This is a genomic window from Nitrincola tapanii, from assembly GCF_008368715.1.
GTDB lineage: Bacteria > Pseudomonadota > Gammaproteobacteria > Pseudomonadales > Balneatricaceae > Nitrincola > Nitrincola tapanii.
In genome coordinates this window covers 252,479-271,627 of record NZ_SMRS01000004.1, presented here as the reverse complement: position 1 = coordinate 271,627, position 19,149 = coordinate 252,479, and the positions used below count along the sequence as shown (strand labels likewise).

General features: G+C 50.4%; 16 protein-coding genes. 6 read left to right on the top strand and 10 right to left on the bottom strand.

Features of this window, described 5'->3' with window-relative positions; genetic code table 11:
* Positions 1–50: 50 nt before the first annotated feature.
* Positions 51–2,786, bottom strand: coding sequence for a bifunctional acetate--CoA ligase family protein/GNAT family N-acetyltransferase (locus E1H14_RS07095; RefSeq protein WP_149390761.1), 2,736 nt, complete (start codon positions 2,784–2,786; stop codon positions 51–53).
* A 278-nt stretch (positions 2,787–3,064) separates the two neighbouring features.
* Between E1H14_RS07095 and E1H14_RS07090 the strand changes: the two genes are divergently transcribed.
* Together E1H14_RS07090 and E1H14_RS07085 are read left to right on the top strand one after the other, a co-directional pair.
* On the top strand, positions 3,065–4,798 hold the full coding sequence (locus tag E1H14_RS07090; RefSeq protein ID WP_149390760.1) for a PHA/PHB synthase family protein: 1,734 nt from the start codon (positions 3,065–3,067) through the stop codon (positions 4,796–4,798).
* Between the two features lie 180 nt (positions 4,799–4,978).
* Positions 4,979–5,173: a PA3496 family putative envelope integrity protein gene (locus E1H14_RS07085; RefSeq protein WP_149390759.1), complete on the top strand. Its 195-nt coding sequence runs from the start codon at positions 4,979–4,981 to the stop codon at positions 5,171–5,173.
* A 69-nt stretch (positions 5,174–5,242) separates the two neighbouring features.
* Here the strand turns inward: E1H14_RS07085 and E1H14_RS07080 are convergent, their stop codons facing one another.
* Genes E1H14_RS07080 through ectA form a run of 4 tightly spaced genes read right to left on the bottom strand, consistent with a single transcriptional unit; the run spans position 5,243 to position 8,972 of the window.
* Complete coding sequence (locus tag E1H14_RS07080) at positions 5,243–6,670, bottom strand: aspartate kinase (RefSeq protein WP_149390758.1); 1,428 nt, start codon at positions 6,668–6,670, stop codon at positions 5,243–5,245.
* A gap of 21 nt (positions 6,671–6,691) precedes the next feature.
* On the bottom strand, positions 6,692–7,075 hold the full coding sequence (locus tag E1H14_RS07075) for an ectoine synthase (protein WP_149390757.1): 384 nt from the start codon (positions 7,073–7,075) through the stop codon (positions 6,692–6,694).
* A gap of 31 nt (positions 7,076–7,106) precedes the next feature.
* Positions 7,107–8,381: a diaminobutyrate--2-oxoglutarate transaminase gene (gene ectB / locus E1H14_RS07070; protein WP_149390756.1), complete on the bottom strand. Its 1,275-nt coding sequence runs from the start codon at positions 8,379–8,381 to the stop codon at positions 7,107–7,109.
* A gap of 27 nt (positions 8,382–8,408) precedes the next feature.
* A complete protein-coding gene (gene ectA / locus E1H14_RS07065; RefSeq protein WP_149390755.1) occupies positions 8,409–8,972 on the bottom strand; it encodes a diaminobutyrate acetyltransferase in 564 nt (187 codons plus the stop codon).
* Positions 8,973–9,253: 281 nt separating this feature from the next.
* Here ectA and E1H14_RS07060 point away from each other — a divergent pair, with 281 nt between their 5' ends.
* The 4 genes from E1H14_RS07060 (at position 9,254) to E1H14_RS07045 (ending at position 13,819) form a co-directional block, all read left to right on the top strand.
* Positions 9,254–9,751 (top strand): MarR family winged helix-turn-helix transcriptional regulator, encoded by a 498-nt coding sequence (locus E1H14_RS07060; RefSeq protein WP_149390754.1) that lies wholly within the window; start codon positions 9,254–9,256, stop codon positions 9,749–9,751.
* 73 nt (positions 9,752–9,824) lie between these two features.
* The gene (gene hisC, locus E1H14_RS07055; RefSeq protein ID WP_149390753.1) at positions 9,825–10,898 is read left to right on the top strand and encodes a histidinol-phosphate transaminase; all 1,074 of its coding nucleotides are present in this window, start codon (positions 9,825–9,827) and stop codon (positions 10,896–10,898) included.
* A 104-nt stretch (positions 10,899–11,002) separates the two neighbouring features.
* Positions 11,003–12,310: an aspartate aminotransferase family protein gene (locus E1H14_RS07050; RefSeq protein WP_149390752.1), complete on the top strand. Its 1,308-nt coding sequence runs from the start codon at positions 11,003–11,005 to the stop codon at positions 12,308–12,310.
* 12 nt (positions 12,311–12,322) lie between these two features.
* Positions 12,323–13,819, top strand: coding sequence for a CoA-acylating methylmalonate-semialdehyde dehydrogenase (locus tag E1H14_RS07045; protein WP_149390751.1), 1,497 nt, complete (start codon positions 12,323–12,325; stop codon positions 13,817–13,819).
* A gap of 3 nt (positions 13,820–13,822) precedes the next feature.
* Here the strand turns inward: E1H14_RS07045 and E1H14_RS07040 are convergent, their stop codons facing one another.
* The 5 genes from E1H14_RS07040 to E1H14_RS07020 form a co-directional block, all read right to left on the bottom strand.
* Positions 13,823–14,311: a GGDEF domain-containing protein gene (locus tag E1H14_RS07040; protein ID WP_149390750.1), complete on the bottom strand. Its 489-nt coding sequence runs from the start codon at positions 14,309–14,311 to the stop codon at positions 13,823–13,825.
* A 23-nt stretch (positions 14,312–14,334) separates the two neighbouring features.
* Complete coding sequence (locus E1H14_RS07035; protein WP_149390749.1) at positions 14,335–14,628, bottom strand: c-type cytochrome; 294 nt, start codon at positions 14,626–14,628, stop codon at positions 14,335–14,337.
* 103 nt (positions 14,629–14,731) lie between these two features.
* Positions 14,732–16,666, bottom strand: a complete 1,935-nt coding sequence (htpG, locus tag E1H14_RS07030) for a molecular chaperone HtpG (protein ID WP_149390748.1) — start codon at positions 16,664–16,666, stop codon at positions 14,732–14,734.
* Between the two features lie 106 nt (positions 16,667–16,772).
* Positions 16,773–17,534, bottom strand: a complete 762-nt coding sequence (locus E1H14_RS07025; protein WP_149390747.1) for a DUF599 domain-containing protein — start codon at positions 17,532–17,534, stop codon at positions 16,773–16,775.
* A gap of 103 nt (positions 17,535–17,637) precedes the next feature.
* Positions 17,638–19,116, bottom strand: coding sequence for a protein adenylyltransferase SelO (locus E1H14_RS07020; protein ID WP_149390746.1), 1,479 nt, complete (start codon positions 19,114–19,116; stop codon positions 17,638–17,640).
* Between the last annotated feature and the right edge of the window lie 33 nt (positions 19,117–19,149).

The following is a 19,149-nucleotide window of genomic DNA, read 5'->3' as shown; positions in this document are numbered from 1 at the left end:
TTAGCCCTCCTCTCTCTTCGGTTGATATCTCTTTATATTCGACTTTGACTTTAATGGTGCAAGCGCAGAATCTGCCAATCCTCGGTCGGTTCATGCAGCATTAAACGCATATCCACGACATCTTCTTCCGCATTGTAGCTGTTTATAAAGCCTAAACGTTTGGCCAAGGCTTGCATGCCTTTATTGGAAGGCAGCGTGGAACCACAAATCATCAGGGTGCCACGATCTCGACAATAGGCGATGATTTTTTCCATCAACATGACACCTAACCCCTCCCCCTGGAGATCATCACGAATCACGATCGAGAATTCGGCACGGATGTTATCCGCATCGGTCACGGCGCGCACCACTCCCAGGGTTTCATAACCCTGCCCATTCAATTTAGGGGCGGTGACGATAAGCGCCATTTCACGGTCATAGTCGATCTGAGTCCAGTTCGCTAACTCTTGATGGGTTGGAATACCACGACTGTAGAAATAGCGTAGACGTATGGATTCCGGTGAGAGTTGATTATAAAACTCAAGATGAGCAGGTTCATCCTCACCCCGTATCGCGCGGAGTACCGCAGGGCGCCCCGATTTTTTCAGGCGTATGTATTCTGTGAGGCGCTCAGGGTAGGGAGAGACCGAAAGCTCAACCGCTTCACCTAGGGACACACTCACATCCACTGCCAACAAACCGCGTTTGTTGAGCAGCAAGGGGTTAATCTCCAAAGCTTTTAACTCGGGCAATTCAACCGCCATTTGCCCCAGATTAATCAGTAGGTCACAGAGATTTTTAACATCCTGCTCAGGACGGTAGGAGTTCTCTGTGATGATACGGTAGACACGCGAGCCCTTCACCAGCTTTAACGCCAGTGCGGAGTTCAAAGGAGGCAACATCAGATTCCGATCAGCCAAAGCATCCACCACATAGCCCCCCACCCCGAAAAAAACCAGGGGGCCAAACACCGGATCACGGGTGATACCCAGATTGATCTGTAAGGATTGGAAACCTCGCTTCATCTGCTGTACAGCAAACCCCAAAAGTGCCTCAGGTGGATAACGTTCGCTGACACGATACGCCAGCTTGGTGGTGGAATGACGTACTTCTTGCATCGAAAACAGATCCAAAGCCATATCAAACTTACGTAGATGCCCGGCTTTTTCATAGTAAAACGGATACATATTGCCCAAATGCAGAGCTTTCACTGCGACTGAGCCACCAAGTTGACTGGCAATACTCACCACTCCGTCTATGTCTTCAGCATAGTGCGTGTTAGACGTCGGAATCTCGTAAAGATCGAGGAGATCACAGGCTTCAGTATGCAATAAATAGTCACGACCTGAGTCCCGAACACCTCGAATCAAATCACGCGCCTTTTCTCGATTCGGCGCATTACTGATCTGATAGGGTGCTGGAGTTTGTCGCATCGCATTCTGGTTACGGTGATAATCCACCATATGCATAAAAGCATCGATCGCTTCTTCAGGAGTCAAAAAAGTTGAAATACCTGCGCTATTGCAGCGATTTCGTGCCGCAATAGCCGATTCACGCCCCATCCAGCAAGACAGTAAATTTCGCGGCGTACTGCGTGCCACTTTGACTACGGCTTCGGCGGTATCCACGCCCGGTGCCATACAAGTTGGTGCATGGATAGATAAGATGGCATCCACATTCGGATCTTTGCTGAGAATACTGATCGCTTGTGCATAACGCTCGGGGGTGGCATCGACATTCAAATCCACAGGGTTGCGACGATTCCAATGCTTGGGCAATAAAGGCGCTAACGCCTCAAGCGTCGCTTCGGTCAACTCCGCTAACTGTCCCTGTTTTGCTTGCAAACGATCATTCGCCAGAGCATTAGGCCCCATACCATTGCACAACACCGCCAAACGCTCGCCACGCATCGGCTTCATCCGTGTCAGGGTTTCCAACGCATTAAACAACTGATCTGAGGTATCCACACGCACCACACCGGCACGGCGCAAGGCTGCATCGTAGACTAAATCTTCATGACCAATGCCTTCGGCCAACTGTGGCTGCATACGCCCATCGGCGATGATTCCAGACTTCAGCACCAGCACCAATTTATTACGTGAAGCTGCGCGTAAAGCAGAAATAAAGTTGCGTGCCGGGCCGATCACACGATCCATTTGCAACAGAATCGCATGGGTAGCCGGATCAGACGCTAGATAATCAATAATGGAGGGGAGATCGACATCGATGCCATCGCCCAGCGTGAGAAAGTGTGAAAAGCCGATCTCCTGACCATTCGCCCAGTCAATCATCGCTGTGCCAATCAAACCCGATTGGCCCACGTAGGCTACACGCCCTTTACGAATATTCGTGTGGGCAAAACTGGCATTCATATGAGAACCCGGTACCAACATCCCCATGCAATCCGGCCCCAAAATACGAATGCCATAAGAACGCGCAGCCTCTTTGACTTCTTCACGCAGGCTGCTGTGCGTCATCGGATTGTTCATCGACAAGCCGCCGGTCAGAATCATGGCCGCACGTACCATATGGGTGCCTAAACGTCGCACTAAATCGGCAACTGTATCGGGTGGAGTGCAGATAATCGCTAGATCCGGCATCTCGGGTAACGCCGATAAGGAAGAATAAGCGGTCACGCCATACACCTGTTCATAGCCCTTAGTATTCACCGCCATCAAGGGGCCTTTAAAGCCACTTTCCAGCAGGTTACGCAGCACCAAGCCTCCCAGACTGTCAACACGCTCCGAAGCACCAAACACAGCGATCGAGCGAGGTTTAAAAAAGCGTTTAAGATATTTTGTAGACATCTGGGTGTTCCTACCTAGAGGGTGCACTAAAAGAACAAGTGTGGCTTAAACAGAAAGGGATCACCCTTCTGCTCGCCTGCAGCAAATAAAACTTCATTTCCGATAACCCAATCAGAAAATTAGGCTTTAGTCGTACACATTTTAATCATTTCGCACCTGCAGCAAAAGAACTTTTGATCTGGATCACTGAATATTCCGTCTTGGCAAAATCACTCGGGCTATACTGTGAAGCATAGACGCTGACGCGGCACTGACGCACATCAACGCAAGGAGCTCACATGACCCGCTTACCCATGCCAGAGTTAAAAACCACAGTTGATCGCATGATCCATGCCATTGAAGGGCGCATGACGAAGGGCTTGTCACCGGCCTCACAGATTCTTGCGTTCACCGATTGGTTAATTCATATGGCGCACTCACCTGGCAAAATTTCAGAAATGGCTGAGAATATTCTGCGCAAGAATTCCGCCTTCTTAATCTGGTCAATGCGTGCCGCTTGGGATCCCGATCTCGAACCCTTTATCCGCCCCCTTAAAGATGACCGACGCTTTCGTGATCCACTTTGGTCACAATTTCCCTATAACGTTATCTCTCAAAGCTTCTTGATGCATGAACAATGGTGGAACTATGCCACCACCAATATTCCCGGTGTCTCTTCGCATCATGAAAACATGGTTCACTTTGCTGCACGCCAGTGGCTAGACATGGCCTCCCCGACCAATTTTGCGCATACCAATCCAGTGGTGTTGGACAAAACCCTTAAATCCGGTGGAATGAATTTGTATCAAGGGATGCAAAAACTCTTGGAAGATATCCAACACACTCTGCTGGAACAGCCACAAAGTGAAGCCGATATTCAAGTGGGGCGTGATATCGCGGTGACCCCCGGGCAGGTCATTTATCGCAACCGCTTAATCGAATTGATCCAGTACAGCCCCAGCACAGAAACTGTGGCCGCCGAACCTATCCTGATCGTGCCGGCCTGGATCATGAAATACTATATTCTGGATCTCTCACCCCATAACTCCATGGTGAAATTCCTGGTAGAGCGCGGCCACACCGTCTATATGATCTCCTGGCACAATCCCGGAGTCGATGATCGCGATCTCGATATGCAGGACTATATCGATCTCGGCGTGATGGCCGCGCTTGATAGCATTAGCCAAATCCAACCCCAGGTCGGCATTCATGCCGTCGGTTACTGCTTAGGCGGCACACTCTTGTCTATCTGTGCCGCTGCAATGGCACGTGACAACGACAGCCGCTTACAGTCTCTCACCCTGTTTACCGCTCAAACGGACTTTACCGAAGCCGGTGAGTTGATGCTCTTCATCGATGAAAGCCAGCTCAGCTACATGGAAGACATCATGTGGGACAAGGGCTATTTAGACACCAAGCAGATGGCCGGTGCCTTTATGTTGCTGCGCTCCTACGATCTGCTCTGGTCACGCATGGTGAATGAATACCTGCTGGGTGAAGTCGCTCCCATGAATGATCTGATGACCTGGAATGCCGACGCCACCCGCATGCCCTATAAAATGCATTCACAGTACCTGCGCCAGCTCTTCTTGAATAATGATCTCGCCAGCGGCCGCTATCTCGTCAAAGACCGCCCGATCTCGTTACGTGATATTCGAGTCCCTGTGTTTGCCGTCGCCACACAAACCGACCACGTCGCGCCCTGGCGTTCGGTGTATAAATTGAATGATCTGTTTAATACCGAAATCACCTTTGTCCTCACCAGCGGTGGGCATAATGCCGGGATTGTCAGTGAGCCAGGACACCCTAGACGTCATTATCAAATCGGCGTACAACGCGCAGAAGACAAATATATCCCGCCCTCAGAGTGGATACAGAATCACCCGTCACATCAAGGATCTTGGTGGGAACCCTGGCGTGAATGGATAAGCCGCCACTCATCTGGCCAGGTTGCTCCGCCTTCTGCAGGTAACCCCGAAAGCGGTTTAGCACCTCTGACGCCCGCACCTGGCTTGTATGTATTGGAAAAGTAGAGGGTTAGAAAATAGATTTCTGCCGAGAAAATTTAAAAGGTTAATAAATTATTTCAATTTTGAACCCTTGAGAATCGGCACTATATTCGCCGGTAACAGCTCGGACACTCCCGAGCTGTCAATGATCTGAAGCAGTATCCCTGCTTTAAATGATAACTTTTTTCTGTGAGAGCAGAACCGATGGGCACAAAAATCCGTGTCGATCAGGTCACTATCGAAGAGGTAGATGACTGGAGCGAACAGTTTTCCGAAGATGACGACTCTGGACGCAGCCGTCTGAAATACAACGGTAAGCGTCGACGCCAGATCGAAGATCTGATGGAAGAGCGGCGTTTGATGAAACAGATCAGCGACGTTTTTGACGAACACGCTTAAGCAGCAGGCCGGATGATCTCCGGCCTGTTTTATTTCAGCGACACCCCTGCCGCCATCCATGCCTCAGATTTAGGCGGCACAGATCACATCACCATGATTCTCTTGCTCAATGAGTGCTCGATGCAAGGCACATACAGCCGCCTCATAATCACTCTCTGCGACCACACACTGCATTTCGACCTGTCGCATCGATTGATGCAGCGCCTGCACACTGATTCCTGCCTGAGCCAAAGCCGTTACGGTTTTAGCCAGAATGCCGGATACCTTGAGATCCGATCCAATCGCCGACACCAAGGCGACCGGATGTAAGCTCACTTCAGCACGCGAATACTGCTCACGAATCAGCCGTAGTGCACGATTCACTCGTTTACGGGAACCGGCGACATAATAAGTAATACTGTTGGCATCCTGATCACGACTGACAACATATAACTTGAGCTGATGCAATAAACGCGAAAGCTCAATATCGTAGTGACTGTCTCCGAGCATTTCTTGATCAAATACCTCTATCGCAAAGACATTGCGACGTCCGGCAATAATTTCCACACAAGGCTTGCTACTGGTGTACTCCTGGGTAATCAGTGTCCCTGGATGTTCAGGTTCAAAGGCATTTTTAATCCGCAGCGGAATCCCTTGCTGACGCAACCCCTTCGCCGCCTTGGGATGTATGGCCTCCATCCCCAGGTTAGAAAGTTGATCCGCTACATCATAATTAGTCCGACCGATTGTGACGATTTTATCCAAGCCCACCAAAGAGGGATCAGCACTACTGAGGTGATACTCTTTATGAATGATCGCCTCCCGGGCACCCGTCAGCGTCGCAATCTTGCTAAAAGTCATCTCACTGTAGCCACGATCAAAAGTTTGCATCACCCCTTCAGCGCAGTGCACATAGCCGGTGACGATGGGCAACTCTCGACTGAGATCCATCTCTGCAAAGTGTGAGCAGATCATCTCATCAAAACTCAAAGGTGCCTCTTGCTGCCAACCGGAAAGATCAACAAAACGCGCATTCACACCGGCACGCTTTAACGCCAATACTGTGTTAAAGGCACTATGCGCTTCGCCCAAGGAGGCCAGCATTTCACGTACTCGAAGCAGATGATCCTGCAACTGAAAATGCCCAACACTGCATAGCTCTTGCAGATTTAACATGCAAGCAGCCGCCACATTAATCCGTTCATCGATAAACTGATCCGCACGCACACGATCAAGATCATCGAGCAACTCAGCATTGGTGGCCAACATCTTCTGCCGCACCTCCTCCAAGCTTGGCAACCAGGCATCCGCATTCTCTGCTTCAACAAAGCGTGCATAAACCCCCGGTTCACCTGTCTTTTTATGCTCCAGCAAGGCGTTCGTCATGCCGCCATAAGCCGAAACGACAAAGACTCTTTGATACCATTCTTCTGGTGTTCGCGTTCCGAGCAGGATGCTTGACATCAACTCATCAAAACGACTCATCGAAGTGCCGCCAATTTTCTCTACACTGTGCATGACTATGCCTCCTGAGCCGTTTTAGTCGTTCAGGGGATAAACACCCCTGTCATCATGGACTTCTTTTCCGGTCAGAGGCGGATTGAAGACACAGGCCATTTTCATCTCACTCTTGGCCCGAAGCAGATGCTCATCATGCTGATCAAGGATATATAAAACACCCGGCTCAATCGGATAGATTCGGCCATCGGCAAGCGTCTCGATCTCACCTTCACCGCTCATGCAATAAACAGATTCTAGATGATTCTGATACCAGATATGTGTTTCTGTGCCCGCATAGATGGTAGTGATGTGAAACGAGAAACCCATTTGGTCCTCTTTCAACAACATCCGTGTACTTTCCCAGTTTGCAGCCACCACTCGGCGTTCCGAGGCTTCACAGTCTTTTAATTTACGTACAATCAAAATTTGCTCCTGTCGACATGCTAGGTAAGAATTAAGAGGCCTGCTGAGACAGCTCTGACAAGGCCTGATTAAAGGCTTGATCCAGCACTTTCAAACCGAACTCTATCTGCTCATCGGTAATGACCAGAGGCACAAGGCACTTGACCACTTGACCATGCGCACCGGATGTTTCAATCACCAAGCCTTTACTAAAGGCCAAACGCACTACGCGCTCCGCCAGCTCACCATTTGGGCACTCTATACCACTCATCAACCCTCTGCCTTTGAGAATCAAATCACGTGCGCCATGACGCTGAATCAAAGCCTGCAAACCCGAACGTAGCTTTTCCGCCTTACGACGCACCGCTTTTGCAAAGGTATCGTCTGACCAAAAGTGACGAAATGCCGCCGCCGCGGTGATAAAGGCGTGATTGTTACCACGAAAAGTGCCGTTATGCTCGCCAGGTGACCATTGATCCAAGGATTCACGGAAGATCGTGACAGCAAAGGGCAATCCATAACCACTTAAGGATTTGGAAAGCGTAATGATGTCAGGCTGAATTCCAGCCTCCTCAAAACTAAAGAAGTGACCGGAACGTCCACACCCAGACTGAATATCATCGACGATCAACAGCATGTCATGCTTACGACAAACGGCCTGAAGATTGCGTAACCAAGCATAAGACGCCGCATTTAATCCGCCCTCACCTTGAATCGTTTCGACAATCACGGCCGCCGGATGATCGATACCGCTGCTCGGATCTGACAGGGTTTTATCCAAGTATTCCGTTGTATCCACCCCATCACCGAGGTAACCATCAAACGGCATACGGGTCACATCCGCCAAGCTGGCGCCCATACCACCACGATGATGTTGATTACCGGTGCAAGCTAAAGCCCCCCCTGACACACCATGAAAACCATTGGTAAAGGAGATAATTTCACTGCGCCCAGTCACTTTACGCGCTAACTTTAAGGCTGCCTCCACGGCGTTGGTGCCGGTCGGCCCAGTAAACTGTACGCGGTAATCTGAAAAACCACGCGGGGTGAGAATCAGGTCATGGAAGGTTTGCAGAAATTCGCGCTTGGCACAGGAGTACATATCCAAACCATGAGTGAGGCCGTCCTGTTCGATGTAACTCAGTAGCGCTTTTTTTAACACAGGATGGTTGTGACCATAATTCAAAGTGCCGGCTCCGGCTAAAAAGTCGACGAACTCACGCCCATCTTCAGTCATCAACTGTGCACCCTGGGCACGCTTAAACACCACAGGAAAAGAGCGTGAGTAGGTGCGGACGTCGGATTCAATCTGTTCAAAAATATTCATAGGGGCTCCTAATATTTCTCTTATCGTTTAGGCAGGCTGATGGGCTGATGGATAAGCACGCTGATCAACAGGGGTGGTTGATACCGCCAAAGACCCCGGAAGAGGTCCTGCACGCCAGAGCACTTCATCTTCATGCTGATCGGCAAAATGGGTTTTGCGGCTGAACAGCAGCGTGCGTGTTGTCTCTAACTGCCAGGTTGCAAAAAAACCTGCAAACAAGCCTTCAGAGGGCAAATTGCCTGGGCTAATCGTGGTTTCGATGAAGGCGATGCCCAGATCGCGTTGTGTACGCTCAACCAAGGCTTGCAGCATGGCTTGTGCTATACCTTGACCTCGATACTTCGGATGCAAGGCCACCTGCCAAACGAACAAGGTATCCAGACGCATAGGTGGACGATAACCGGAAATAAAACCTATCAGCTCACCCTGAGCGGTTTCAGCCGCCAGTGCCGTTTCGGAAAAATGAGTACATTGCAAAAGATTGCAATAGACGGAGTTGGTATCCAAAGGTGGGCAGGCCGCAATCAGCCGATGAAGCGCGACACCATCTTCAGGTCGCGGTAGACGGAAATGAATTTCTGTTGAGTGCATAGTATCCTTTTATTTAGCATTGCTATGCATTTATTATAAAACATATACGAATACACATTGCAAGATTAGTAATTCAATCTGTTTACATAGCCAGATATTGAGATAAATGCATTTTTTTGGGTGAAATAACGCTATTTTGCATCAGAATCTCAAATACTATATCGTATTGCATTACAATATAGTTAATCGAGGTGATTTTTATCTATTTGCAATCCCTTCACAATGCCGTTACAAAGCGCGTTGCAATCGATTCTCAAGCTCAGGTCAGCCTTCTCACTCTTATGCAAAAAAGCCAAGACGTTCTTGTTCTTCTGCGTCAGATCATTCGCGCAACCGAACTACACGATAAACACCTCAGCCGTGACACAGGGCTCACCCTACCTCAGCTGATTTCGATGCAAACACTGCATCAACATGGTCCCATGACTGTCGGCGCACTCGCTAAAGAGATGAATCTCACACAGGCAACCGTAACCAGCATTCTCGATCGCCTAGAGCGCAAACAACTAGTCACGCGCGTGCGCAGCCAAGAAGACAAGCGTAAGGTTCTGGTCTATCCCACCGCAGCCGGTCTGGATCTTTTAGAATCCGCTCCCGCTCCCTTACAGTCGATCTTGATCGAAGAGTTTGAAAAAATGGCCGAGTGGGAGCAGACCTTAATTGTGGCCTCCTTGGAACGTGTATCTAATATACTTGGCGCCCACAAACTGGATGCGGCTCCGATTCTGGATATCGGAGCCCTGGATCGCTCAGGTCAACATGAAAACGAAAATGGATGAGGTATTGTCTAAGGCTCCGTTTTGTTAAGATGTGCGTACTTTTTAGGCCCATCCAATACGAGTAGAGACCCTCATGAGCAAGTTTTGGAGTCCAGCTATTCAGTCGCTGGTTCCCTACACCCCAGGTGAACAGCCCAAAGTGCTTGATTTGATCAAGCTCAACACCAATGAGAACCCTTATCCACCCTCGCCTGCTGTCAATGAAGCCCTGTGCTCCTTTGCGATTGAGCGTTTGCGCCTCTACCCCGATCCAGACTCCAGCCAGCTCAAGCAGGCGTTAGCTCAGTATCATCAGCTTAGCGAAGATCAGGTATTTCTTGGCAATGGCTCCGACGAGGTTCTCGCACTCGCTTTTATGGCCTTTTTCCGCCAGAGCAAACCCCTGCTGATGCCTGCGGTGACCTACAGCTTTTATCAAGTGTATTGCGATCTCTTCCAGATCCAGTTCCGCTGTGAGCCACTGGCTGACGACTTCAGCATTGACCTAAGCCGCTACTCTGAACAGAACGGTGGGATTATTTTTGCCAACCCCAATGCACCGACTGGCATCCCCGTCCCCTTGACTGAGATTGAAGCTCTATTGCAGCGTAATCGCGATAGTCTGGTCCTAGTCGATGAGGCGTATGTCGATTTTGGTGGTGAAAGTGCCATAGGTTTAATTGACCGCTACCCAAATCTGTTAGTCACCCACACCTTCTCAAAATCGCGCTCTTTAGCAGGGCTACGCATAGGGGCGGCCTTTGGTCACCCGGAATTGATTGCAGGCCTCGAAAGGGTTAAAAACAGCTTTAACTCCTATCCATTGGATATGCTGGCTGTCACTGCGGCCGTTGCTTCTGTTCAAGATGATGCTTATTTTCGTGACATCTGCCAACGCATCATCTCTACCCGTGAATCCACAGTATGCGCATTAAAACAGTTAGGTTTTGATGTACTGCCCTCGGCCAGCAACTTTGTGTTTGTACGCCATCCGTCGATAACCGGCAGTGATCTCATGCAGTTTTTACGTGAACGCAAACTGCTTGTGCGCCATTTCAACCGTCCTGGGTTAGATGCCTTCCTGCGTATCACCATCGGTACCGATGCCGAGATGCAAACCCTGATCGACACCCTGCACAGCCACCCGCAGCTGGCGGGCAACCATTAAACCCCCGCCCTTCTCGAAGCAAAAATTACCCTTCGGGAGGGGCTCTATCCCCTTGTTATCACGAGCGCTTCACCTAGAATAGAAGAAAATCAAAGGAGCGCTTTATGACTGAGAATCCCGCTTTCTGGCTTCCCTTTACAGCCAACCGTGCGTTCTGGAAATCTCCAAGAGTCATCACTCAAGCCAAAGGACATCACTATCTGACCGATCAAGGCCAAGAGCTGCTTGATGGCTTTTCTGGCCTGTGGACGACTGGCCTAGGCCACTGTCACCCGAAAATTGTCGCCGCGATCCAATCTCAGGTGAGTGAGTTGGACTTCTGCATGAGCTTTCAAGTCACAAACAACAAGGCCATCGAACTTGCAGATCGCTTGGCTGAGTTAGCTCCAGCCTCGATCAATCGTGTTTTCTTCACCAATTCAGGCTCCGAATCCGTCGATACCGCTTTAAAAATTGCCCTTGCTTACCATCGCGCCCGTGGTGAAGGACAGCGTACGCGCCTGATCGGCCGTGAGCGTGGATACCACGGAGTGAACTTTGGTGGCATGTCAGTCGGTGGCATGATGCCGAATCGTAAAACTTTCAGCGCAGCCATGCTGCCGGGTGTCGACCATCTGCGCCATACCCATGAGTTGAGCCAAATGGCATTTTCGCAAGGCCAACCCGAATGGGGTTTGGAGCTGGCTGAAGATTTAGAGCGCCTGTGTCGTTTGCATGATGGCAGTAACATTGCCGCCGTCATTATTGAACCTGTTTCCGGTTCAAGCGGTGTCCTTGTTCCGCCCCAGGGCTATCTGCAACGTATCCGCGAAATTTGTGATCAATACGGCATTCTTCTGATTTTTGATGAGGTGATTACCGCCTTTGGCCGCACCGGTGCCGCCTTTGCTGCAGAACGTTTTGCGGTCACTCCCGATATTATTACCACCGCCAAGGGCTTGACCAATGGTGTGCTGCCCATGGGGGCGGTACTGGTTAAAGATGAAGTTTATCAGGCGCTAATGCATGGGCCGGAAGAGATGATCGAGCTCTTCCACGGTTATACCTACTCGGGTCATCCTGTTTGTGCCGCAGCCGGCCTGGCAACACTGGAAGCCTATGCGGAGGAACATACTTTTGCCCAGTCTCGGCAACTGGAACCGATTTTTGAGCGCTTACTGCATAGTTTGCGGGATTGCCCCCATGTCATCGATATCCGTAACTTTGGCTTGATGGGAGGCGTCGAACTGGCACCTCGTGATGGCAAGGTGGGTGTCCGAGGCTTTGCCGCTTTCTTGGATTGCTTTAAACAGGGCGTGGTGATTCGTAACAGCGGCGACACCCTCTCCTTCTCGCCTTTCCTTAACTCAACTGAAACTGAGCTGGAACAGATCGTCGAAACGGTACGTACCGCTCTCTTGCGCTTAGCCTAATCAGGATTTTTTATGCAGATTTTGGGACATTTTATTCACGGTGATCGCACAGATATCCAAGAGAATGTGCGCACTCACCCCGTGTATAACCCCGCTTTAGGCACTGAAGTACGCCGTGTTGCACTCGCCAGTCGTGAAGACGTTAATGAGGCGGTGCAGATCGCCCAAGAGGCGTTTCCTGCTTGGCGTGATACCACACCCCTGAAACGTGCGCGTATTCTGTTTCGCTTTAAAGAGCTCCTTGAAGCCAATGCGGATCGTTTAGTGCGCGCCATCGTCGAGGAGCATGGTAAAGTCTGGGAAGATGCTCAGGGTGAGCTAGGGCGCGGCATCGAAGTGGTCGAATACGCATGCGGAGCCTTAGAACTCTTGAAGGGTGAACATAACCGCAATGTCGGGCCTGGGATCGATTCTTGGTCAGAATTCCCCCCTCTCGGTGTCGTAGCCGGCATCACACCGTTTAACTTCCCAGTCATGGTACCTATGTGGATGTTCCCTATGGCCCTGGCGTGTGGCAACTGCTTTATTCTTAAACCCTCTGAAAAAGACCCATCGGCGGCTCTGATCCTAGCTGAGTTACTGCGGGAAGCCGGTCTCCCCGATGGGGTCTTTAACGTTGTCAACGGTGATAAGGAAGCGGTTGATGCGCTACTCGACCACCCGGATGTGCAGGCCATCAGCTTTGTTGGCTCCACACCCATTGCTGAATACATTTACCAGCGCGGTAGCGCTCAGGGTAAGCGTGTACAAGCACTCGGCGGGGCGAAAAACCATGCCGTAGTCATGCCGGATGCGGATCTGGATGCCGCAGCCAGCGCCTTGATGGGGGCAGCCTTTGGTTCCTGCGGTGAACGCTGCATGGCGATTTCTGTCGTGGTTGCAATCGGAAATGCTACGGCTGATGCGCTGATTGAACGCTTACAGCCCCAGATCGAAGCTCTGCGGATTGGTCAAGGCTCTCGCCGTGGTTTGGATATGGGGCCGGTGATCAGTGCAGAGCACAAACAAAAGATTATCAGTTACATCCAGGCCGGTGAAACCGAAGGCGCGGAGTTGATCTGTGATGGTCGCCAGCACCCAATGCAAAAAGAATCTGAAGGCTTCTTTTTAGGCGGTACCCTGTTTGACCAAGTTACAGCCGATATGCGCATTTATCGTGAAGAGATCTTTGGCCCAGTACTCTGCGTGGTGCGTGTCAGCCACTTGGAGGAAGCGATTGCGCTGATTAATGCGCATGAATTTGGCAACGGCACTTGCATCTTTACTCAGAGCGGCAGCCAGGCACATTACTTCAGTGATCGGGTACAGATCGGTATGGTGGGCATCAACGTTCCCTTGCCGGTGCCTGTCGCTTGCCAGAGTTTTGGTGGCTGGAAACGCTCACTATTTGGGGATTTGTATGCTTATGGGCCGGATGCCGTGCGTTTTTATACACGCCGCAAAACCCTAACCCAACGCTGGGCGCCTCCTGCTGGCAGCGCCCAGTTTGCCTTCCCTGGGAACGGTTAATCCTTAAGCGTCGCCTTCGACACGATTGCCGCCACTATGGCGTGCAATCGTGAGATTTTCAGCCAAACGGCGCAACAGGGTTTGAGGGGTTTCCTCGATACCTGACAGGGTCGCCGCCCCCACACTTAGGGTGCAAGAAAGTTGTTGACCACCATACTCCAGTGCCAGCTCACGAATTAAACGACAGACACGCTCACCGGCTAACTGTGCTTGTGCCTGATTGGCTTCCGGCAAGAAGAGTCCAAACATATCATCCGCGACACGCGCCAGGAAATCAGCGGCACGTTTCGTGCGATTCAACTCAGCGGCAATCGCTTTAATCACCTCACGCGCCAGGGTATCTCCCTGCTGATCACGGATCTCTTTGTATTGATCCACCTGCAACAATAACAAGCTACAGATACCATCATAACGCTGTGCTTGAGCAAGATTCTGCTCCAACACCAGCTGCAATTCCGAACGTGAGTGCAATCCAGTTAGCTGATCAGTCATAGTCTCGTCCTTTTCACCATCACTCAGCGTAGAGGTTCAATCATACGCTCAACCGCCGCGCGCAACTCTTCATCAGTGCATGAAAAGCAGGTGCCTTTCGGTGGCATCGCTCCCTTCCCCTTGAGCACCGTTGCGGTCATGGCATCCACACCTGTCGCAATACGCGGCGCCCAAGCATCTTTGTCATTTAAGGCCGGAGCACCGCCTACGCCTTGAATATGACAGGCTGTACAGTGCCGCTCTAACACGGCATCGGCATCCGCCCAGGCAATGGACAGTGGCAGGAGGGAGAGGAGGAGAACAGAGAGCTTTTTCATGCTAAAACCCTGATATTTAGGTAGGTATTTTTTCAGGATAGCATAAAAAAAACGCTGCAGCTTGGCTAGCGAACAGCGTTTTTTTGTTTGCACTTAAAGAAAATTAAGCGCTGAGTTCAAGCAAGAGCTTATTCAGACGATGGATATAAGCTGCCGGATCTTGTAACTGACCCCCGGCGGCTAAATCCGCCTGGTCGAGCAGAATCTGTGCGAGATCTGCAAAGCGATCTTCATCTGCTTCCTGATCCAGTTTTTGAATCAAAGGATGCTCGGGATTGACCTCAAACACCGGCTTGGTATCCGGCACTTTTTGCCCCGCGGCTTCCATGATCTTACGCATCTGCAAGCCCATGTCGTAGTCACCTAAGACCAAACAGGCAGGAGAATCGGTCAAACGATGGGTGACACGTACATCGGAGACACGCGCTTCCAGTACAGGCTTCAAACGCTCAATCAAGCTTTCCAGCTGTTTCGCGGTGGCTTCCTGTTGCTGCTTCTCTTCTTCAGACTCCACCTCCCCTAAGTTCAACTCACCCTTGGTGACATCCTGGAAAGACTTGCCTTCGAAGTCGAAGAGCTGGCTCATCATCCACTCATCAATACGGTCTGTCAGCAACAGAACTTCGATGCCTTTTTTGCGGAAGATCTCTAGGTGCGGACTGTTTTTAGCGGTATTAAAATTATCCGCGACCACATAATAGATCTTCTCCTGACCTTCTTGCATGCGTGCTACATACTCTTCCAGCCCCACACTCTGCTCAGATGTGCCGCTATGGGTGGAAGCAAAGCGCAAGAGTTTGAGGATCTTATCGCGGTTGGCATAGTCTTCTGCCGGCCCTTCTTTGATGACCTGACCGAACTCTTTCCAGAAGCTCGCATACTTATCCGCATCCTCCTTAGCGAGCTTCGCCAACATATCCAGCACACGCTTCGTCAGTGCGCCACGCAGCTTATCGACGTTCGGATCCTTCTGCAGGATTTCACGAGAGACGTTCAGGGATAGGTTGTTACTGTCAACCACGCCCTTAATGAATCGCAAATACAGTGGCAGGAACTGATCTGCCTGATCCATGATAAAGACACGCTGTACATAAAGCTTTAAGCCACGCGGTGCTTCTCGGTTCCATAGATCATAGGGGGCACGTTCTGGCAGATAAAGCAGGCTGGTGTATTCCAGATTACCTTCAACCTTGTTATGCGACCAGCTTAAAGGATCCGCAAAGTCATGCGAAATGTGCTTATAAAACGCCTTGTACTCCTCATCGTTCAACTCAGATTTGCTGCGCGTCCACAGCGCCGTGGCACTGTTCACCGCTTCATACTCAACCTGAGCAGGCGTTTTTTCTGTCTGATCCGCGTCTTTATCTTCCTCTTGCGTTAAGTCCAGATTTTCTTTCTCCATTAACACGGGGAAAGCAATGTGATCTGAATATTTGCGTACCAGAGAACGCAGACGCCAGCCATCGGCAAACTCCTCTTCACCCTCTTTCAGATGCAGAACAATGCGTGTGCCACGAGCGGCCTTCTCTGTATTGGCAATGGTGAACTCACCTTCGCCCTTAGACGACCAATGCACAGCCTCCGTGATCGGCAAACCGGCACGACGGGTGAAAACATCAACTCGATCCGCAACAATAAAAGCAGAATAAAAACCAACACCGAACTGGCCGATCAACTGGCTGTCTTTGCTCTGATCACCACTGAGGTTAGAGAGGAAACTAGCGGTGCCTGACTTCGCGATTGTCCCCAGATGGTCGATCACTTCCTGACGGCTCATGCCAATACCATTATCTTCGATGGTGACGGTTTTAGCGTCTTTATCAAAGCTGACACGCACATTCAGTTCGGAATTGCCTTCATACAGATCGGCATTCGACAGGGCTTCAAAACGCATTTTTTCGGCGGCATCTGAAGCGTTGGAGATCAACTCACGCAGAAAGATCTCTTTATTGGAGTAGAGCGAATGCACCATAAGGTGCAGCAGCTGCTTGACTTCGGTTTGGAAACCTAAGGTTTCAGAACGCGTTTCAGTGGTCATCTCTACCTCTATATCTGAATAGCTGACTTAAATCAGGATGGAGGCTTACCTCCAAGCACTGATGCCGATATAGGGTCACTGAGAAAAAATTCAAGGCCTCTGGCGCTTAAAGCGTGCCATTATCCTTCTCACGCAGGTTTATGTTGTTCAGCTCTGAACTCATCATCAAAGTTTTTAGCGTTGAGGAACTGAACTCTCGACGATAGAGCACAAGCACCACCACCGCCGACAAAATCATAAATAGCCAGGGGTTCACCAACCAGCCGAGCACCGCAATACTGAAATAGTAAGAGCGTAATCCCAGGTTAAAACTGTTGGCGGCCATCGAAGTCATCTTTGCAACCCGGGCAGCATGCGCCTCACGTTCACGCTCACTTAATTCCTCGGTAGGCAGCGGCGCACTCCCGACCATAACCGAGGCAAAACCATACTGACGCAGACTCCAAGTAAATTTGAAAAATGCAAACACAAACAGCATCAGCATCACCAGAAGTTTTAATTCCCACTCCTGTTTAGTGGCTGCCAAAGCAAAAGGAATATCTTCGATAAGATTGATTGCTTGCTCGGTTGAACTCATCACCGTCAGAATACCGGCCATCACCAGAATCGTGGTGCTGGCGAAAAAGGAGACACTACGCTCGAGGTTGGCGATCGCCGTGGTATCGGCAATACGATTGTCACGTGTCATCATACGGCGCATCCATTCCGTACGATACATGTGCAAAACGCTGGCTAAACACGGGGTGACATAACTCTGTACCCGAGCATAGTACATATAGCCTTTAAAACAGATCAGGAACCAGGCAAGCGCCAACAAATTTAACCTGTTATCCAACAAAAACTGCCAAACCACCAGCAACTGATCCATCTTAATCTCCCAGGCGGATGCAACCGACAAAAACTAATTATACGAAGGTCGAATCCTACAACTCCAGTAAAATTGAATGATGAACACGACCTCTCTGTCTAGTTTAGGATGAGCAGGTTAAACAGATCGCAGCAGCCCAATTCGGCGGTGGCTCCGCATAGTGCGCCAGATCACTCGACTCACGATAAGGGTCACGTAACAGCGCCAGCAACTGGTTGACTAAACGGTAATCACCCTCGGTCGCGGCACGTATCGCTTCTTCCGCCATATAGTTACGCAGAATATAACGCGGATTCACCGCCTGCATCTGGGCTAACCGCTGCGGTTCCGGTAAGGATTGTTGCGCCAAGCGTGCTTGATAAGCCAAAAGCCAAGCCTGCAAACGCGCCTTTCCCTGCGTGGCAAAAGACATAAGCTCAACCGATGTTGTCAGCTCAGTCGCCGGAACCTGTGATAAGCACGCCAGAAAACGGGTGACATCCACCGCCTCCTGTTTAAACCAAGCCCAGAGCTCCGTCACCAATTCAGCGGCTTTGGCATCACAATCGTGCAAGCCTAGACGCTGTGCTTTGATCTCCAACTCGTAGGTGTGCTGTTGATCGTTAAACGCTTCCAGGATGGATTCCAAGGCTTCGCGTGCAATAAAAGGCAACAGGGTTTGTGCTAAGCAGGCCAGGTTCCAGAGCATCACCGCCGGCTGACGGAAAAAGGCGTAACGTCCCGTATCATCGTTTTTATTACTGATATGCGAGGGATCATAGGCATCGAGGAAAGTAAAAGGCCCATAATCAAAGGTTTCACCTAGAATCGACATGTTGTCGGTATTCATCACACCGTGCACAAATCCATAGCTCTGCCATTGCGCGACTAAGCGCGCGCTGCGCCGCGCCACCTCTGTAAAAAAGGCAAGATAAGGCTGTTCTGCTTGCTGATACTGCGGATAAAAACGTGACAGACAGTAATCCAAAAGCTGCTGCAACTCAGGGATACGCTTTTGATAATAAAAATGCTCAAAATGACCGAAGCGGATATGACAGGGTGTCACACGCAACACCATGGCACAAGGCTCCATCCCCAAGCGCTGGGTATAACTTTCGCTGCCGACCAAGCATAAAGCCGAAGTACTGGGAATCTGCAAACCGTACATCGCCTCACTGACCAGATACTCGCGGATACTGGAGCGCAGCACCGCACGTCCATCTCCAAAACGTGAAAATGCGGTTTTGCCAGAACCCTTGAGATGGAGATCCCAACGCTGCCCTGCTTGATTCACCACCTCTCCCAGCAACACTCCTCGACCATCACCCAAATCAGGATTGTAGTAACCAAACTGATGCCCAGCATATTTCATTGCTAAAGGCTGAGTACCGGGTAAACGTCCTTCCCCACCAAAATAATGCGCCAAATCCTGCGGCTGTGTCTGACAGGCATCAAGATCCAGATGTTCAGCAACCCGTGGATTAAAACTGATTAAATGAGCATGTTTGAGGGGTTGAGGTTCGATGCTATGAAACCAACTCTCGGGCAAGCGAGCGTAGCTGTTATCAAAGTTCAAGTGTTCAAGACGGCGTTTCCCTGTCATGATGGCGGCCTTAGTGTGATTCATCTGCAAGGG

Bases quoted from the DNA above. Each gene is read 5' to 3' on its own strand.
- E1H14_RS07095 (WP_149390761.1), bottom strand. From the start codon at position 2,786: ATGTCTACAAAATATCTTAAACGCTTTTTTAAACCTCGCTCGATCGCT.
- E1H14_RS07090 (WP_149390760.1), top strand. From the start codon at position 3,065: ATGACCCGCTTACCCATGCCAGAGTTAAAAACCACAGTTGATCGCATG.
- E1H14_RS07085 (WP_149390759.1), top strand. From the start codon at position 4,979: ATGGGCACAAAAATCCGTGTCGATCAGGTCACTATCGAAGAGGTAGAT.
- E1H14_RS07080 (WP_149390758.1), bottom strand. From the start codon at position 6,670: ATGCACAGTGTAGAGAAAATTGGCGGCACTTCGATGAGTCGTTTTGAT.
- ectB (WP_149390756.1), bottom strand. From the start codon at position 8,381: ATGAATATTTTTGAACAGATTGAATCCGACGTCCGCACCTACTCACGC.
- ectA (WP_149390755.1), bottom strand. From the start codon at position 8,972: ATGCACTCAACAGAAATTCATTTCCGTCTACCGCGACCTGAAGATGGT.
- E1H14_RS07060 (WP_149390754.1), top strand. From the start codon at position 9,254: ATGCAAAAAAGCCAAGACGTTCTTGTTCTTCTGCGTCAGATCATTCGC.
- hisC (WP_149390753.1), top strand. From the start codon at position 9,825: ATGAGCAAGTTTTGGAGTCCAGCTATTCAGTCGCTGGTTCCCTACACC.
- E1H14_RS07050 (WP_149390752.1), top strand. From the start codon at position 11,003: ATGACTGAGAATCCCGCTTTCTGGCTTCCCTTTACAGCCAACCGTGCG.
- E1H14_RS07045 (WP_149390751.1), top strand. From the start codon at position 12,323: ATGCAGATTTTGGGACATTTTATTCACGGTGATCGCACAGATATCCAA.
- E1H14_RS07040 (WP_149390750.1), bottom strand. From the start codon at position 14,311: ATGACTGATCAGCTAACTGGATTGCACTCACGTTCGGAATTGCAGCTG.
- E1H14_RS07035 (WP_149390749.1), bottom strand. From the start codon at position 14,628: ATGAAAAAGCTCTCTGTTCTCCTCCTCTCCCTCCTGCCACTGTCCATT.
- htpG (WP_149390748.1), bottom strand. From the start codon at position 16,666: ATGACCACTGAAACGCGTTCTGAAACCTTAGGTTTCCAAACCGAAGTC.
- E1H14_RS07025 (WP_149390747.1), bottom strand. From the start codon at position 17,534: ATGGATCAGTTGCTGGTGGTTTGGCAGTTTTTGTTGGATAACAGGTTA.
- E1H14_RS07020 (WP_149390746.1), bottom strand. From the start codon at position 19,116: ATGACAGGGAAACGCCGTCTTGAACACTTGAACTTTGATAACAGCTAC.